The organism is Arthrobacter sp. Dra40 (genome assembly GCF_059091905.1).
Map to the genome: position 1 here is coordinate 1 of NZ_JBNHHB010000367.1, position 3,341 is coordinate 3,341.

The 3,341-nt window shown below is 66.4% G+C and carries 2 protein-coding genes and 1 pseudogene; 1 reads left to right on the plus strand and 2 read right to left on the minus strand.

All coding sequences use genetic code 11. The features are described from left to right. A partial coding sequence (locus AC5RWT_RS35870; RefSeq protein ID WP_494084380.1) for a TadA family conjugal transfer-associated ATPase occupies positions 1 to 727 on the minus strand: 727 nt, incomplete at its 3' end. Positions 728 to 934: 207 nt separating this feature from the next. On the opposite strand from AC5RWT_RS35870, the gene AC5RWT_RS35875 reads away from it, so the two are divergent. After that, positions 935 to 2,752, plus strand: a complete 1,818-nt coding sequence (locus AC5RWT_RS35875) for an ABC transporter ATP-binding protein (protein ID WP_494084381.1) — start codon at positions 935 to 937, stop codon at positions 2,750 to 2,752. Positions 2,753 to 2,869: 117 nt separating this feature from the next. On the opposite strand, the pseudogene AC5RWT_RS35880 reads toward AC5RWT_RS35875, so the two are convergent. Then, positions 2,870 to 3,341: pseudogene (locus AC5RWT_RS35880) on the minus strand (formaldehyde dehydrogenase, glutathione-independent); the annotation flags it as partial.

Genomic DNA, 3,341 nt, shown 5'->3' on the forward strand with positions numbered 1-3,341 from the left:
GCCCAATCACGTCGCGCAGGGGCAGCTGCAGTTCGAAGATCTCCTCGACCGTCACGACTCGCTCCCGGCTGCCAATGGCTGCTGCCAGACAATTGAGTAACGAAGTCTTTCCCGCCTGGGTGGCGCCGGAGACGAGGATGTTCAGCCCTGCACTTACTGCCGCACCCAGAAATCGCGCTGCTTCCGGCGTCAGCGATCCCAATTCGACCAAATGCTCCAGCCGCGAAGCGCGGGCAATGAATTTCCGGATGTTGACGGCCCAGTGCTGACGGGTGATATCCGGGATGACAACGTGCAGCCTTGACCCGTCAGCGAGGGCTGCATCAACGAAGGGCGAAGATAAGTCCAAACGACGGCCGGAGGACTTCAACATTCGCTCCACCAGGTCCCGGACCTGTTGTTCTGTGAGCGATAGGGATGTCAGCTCGGACTCTCCCCCTCGGGCTACATACACCTCCGCAGGAGAGTTGATCCAGATTTCTTCGATGGATGGGTCATCCAAAAGCGGTTGCAATGGCCCGAATCCGGCGACGGCATCGAAAATATATTTGCGTGCATGCTCCAGGTGCCCCAGTGGCGGAAGGGCTCCCAGCAAGGACCTTTCGTCGTAGTCGGTGACGGCGGCCTCGACCAGCCGCCGGACCTCAGTGCCTTGGTGAGCAGGGTCCAAACCTCGTTGACGGATTAGCTCGCGGACCTCCCCCTCGACAATCCGGATACCCTCCATCCCTTCTCCCCCTCAGAGTTCAGGCACGACCCCCGCAGCGGAATTCGGGACCGGCGGGCGGGCGTTGCCACCGACCCTAGGCGACCGGTCGTCAGACCCGCTAGCCCCTGCACCCCGATTGTGGAGAAAGAGCCTCATCTTTGACCCGTTGCTGGCCAGAAGCTGTCGCGGGTGATAATGGCGCGATGCAATAGGCTGAGGGACAGTATGAAAAGCATCCTCGACGTTCTTGTGCCGCTGCTGCGTACCTTGCCCGATGGCAGCCGGCGTTTCCTGACCGGCTACGGCGCAGCGTCGGCGGCATTGGCCCTGCTGGACGTCGTCGCCCTGGGTTTGATCGCTGCGCTCCTGCCGGCCCTCGTGGGCAGGTCCGACGCTGAACTGCCGCTGGTGGGCAATGTCGCGGAAAACGGGCTGGCCCTGCCGCTGCTGGCGTTCATCTGCCTGCTGATCGTGCTCAAGGGAGTCCTCGCCGTCCTGCTGCTGCGCTTCGCCACCAAGCGCTTCGCCCGGCACGAAGTGGCCATCGGCGACCGCCTCTTCGCCGCCTACCTCGCCTCCCCGTGGGAGAAGCGGCTCGGCCGCAACTCGGCCGAGATCGTCCGTTCCGTGGACGTGGGCGTCGGGATCACGGTTTCGGGCGTGCTGATGCCGGCCATGAGCCTGTTCGGCGAGCTGGGCACCCTGGTGGCGGTCGTCGTCGTGCTGTTCGTGGCCCAGCCGCTGATCGCGGTGGTGACGATGATCTATCTGGGTTTGGTGGCACTGCTGCTGGCCAAGGTGATCTCCCCGCGCGCCGTGGCGATCGGCCGGGAAAACCGGGAATGGTCCAACCGCACCGCCAAGACCCTGTACGAGGCGCTGGGCGCCCTGAAGGAAATCACCCTGGCCGGCCGCGGGCCCGAGGTGCAGGAACAGGTGCACGGCACCCGGACCAAGTCCTCCATAGCGCGCGCCGGCGCCATCCAGATCTCGCAGATCCCGCGCTACGTGCTGGAGACCGCGCTGGTCCTGGGCTTCGCGCTGCTGGGCGGCGTGGGTTACCTGACCGGCGGGCCCGCCGGGGCGGTGAGCGCCGTCGGCCTGTTCGCCGTCGCGGGGTTCCGCCTGATCCCCTCTCTAACGCGCATGCAGGCTGTGCAGTCCTCCGTGAACACCAGCGCGTCCTTTGCCCGGCAGATCGTGGAGGACATCCACTCGGGCGAAGCCGAAATGTCCCGGCTGCGCGACGAGCGGCCGCAGCACGAGCTGCCGGACAACGCCGCCGATATCGAGCTGCAGGACGTCGCCTTCAGCTATCCGGATACCGCGGCGCCGGCGCTCCACGACGTGAACATCCGGATTCCGGCCGGCAGCCACGTGGCCTTCGTCGGTGCCTCCGGCGCCGGCAAGTCGACGATGGTGGACCTGCTGTTGGGCCTGCTCGAGCCAAGCAGCGGACGCGTCCTGGTGGGCGGTGAACCGATGGAGTTCGTGCTGGACTCCTGGCGGCGGCGCATCGGCTACGTGCCGCAGGAAGTCTCGCTCTTCGACGCGTCGATTGCGCAGAACGTGGCCTTGGCCTGGGACCAGGCCCGCGTGGATCCCGAGCGCGTGACCGTCGCGCTGCGGCGCGCACAGCTGCTGGACACGGTGATGGGGCGCGACGGCGGTTTGGACGCCTTGGTGGGTGAGCGCGGTATGGCGCTCTCCGGCGGGCAGCGCCAGCGCCTCGGCATTGCCCGGGCGCTCTACGACAATCCCCGCGTGCTCGTCATGGACGAGGCGACCTCCGCGCTTGACACCGCGACCGAGGCGGCGGTGACGACGGCGATCCGGCAGCTGCACGGCGACGTTACAGTCATCACCGTGGCGCACCGGCTGGCAACGATCCGGGACGCGGACATTGTGTTCTTCATGCGCGGAGGAACGGTGGCGGCCGCCGGAACCTTCGACGAGGTCGTGGCCAGCGTCCCCGACTTCGCCGAGCAGGCTGCCCTGGCTGGCCTTGGACAGACCGGGAAACCGATCGACGAACGCCTTTGAGCCGGCGCCCTCCTGCAACTGCTCCAAGACCGGAACTTTCCCGGCCATCCGCTGAAGGCGCCGTCGGCAGCGGCAGCCACTGGGGCGCAGCCGCCGCTGCCTATCCGAAGGGGCGTCCTACGCGGCGATCATCCCGTGCGGATCGATCACGTACTTCTTGGCCGCGCCTTGGTCGAATTCCCGGTAACTCTGGGGCGCCTCGTCCAAGCTGATAGTGGTGGCGTTCACGGCCTTCGAAATGTTGGCCTTACCGGCCAGGATCAGATCCATTAGCCTACGGTTGTACCGCTTGACCGGGCACTGCCCCGTGGTGAACGAGAGCGACTTCGCCCAGCCGGTGCCCAGCTGCACGCCGATCTGGCCGACCTTCGCGTTCTCGTCGATGCCGCCCGGGTCTCCGGTGACGTAGAGGCCGGGGATGCCCAAGGCACCGCCCACCTGCGTCACCGACATGATGTCGTTCAGCACCGTGGCGGGAGCCTCAGCGGCGTTGGACCCATGTCCCTTGGCCTCGAAACCGACCGCGTCCACCGCCGCGTCAACCAGGGGGACGCCGAGGATCTGCTCGATCTTTTCCGGCAGGGAGCCT

What these genes read in the sequence shown, in the direction of transcription:
- AC5RWT_RS35875 (WP_494084381.1), top strand. Translation starts at nt 935, where the DNA reads ATGAAAAGCATCCTCGACGTTCTTGTGCCGCTGCTGCGTACCTTGCCC.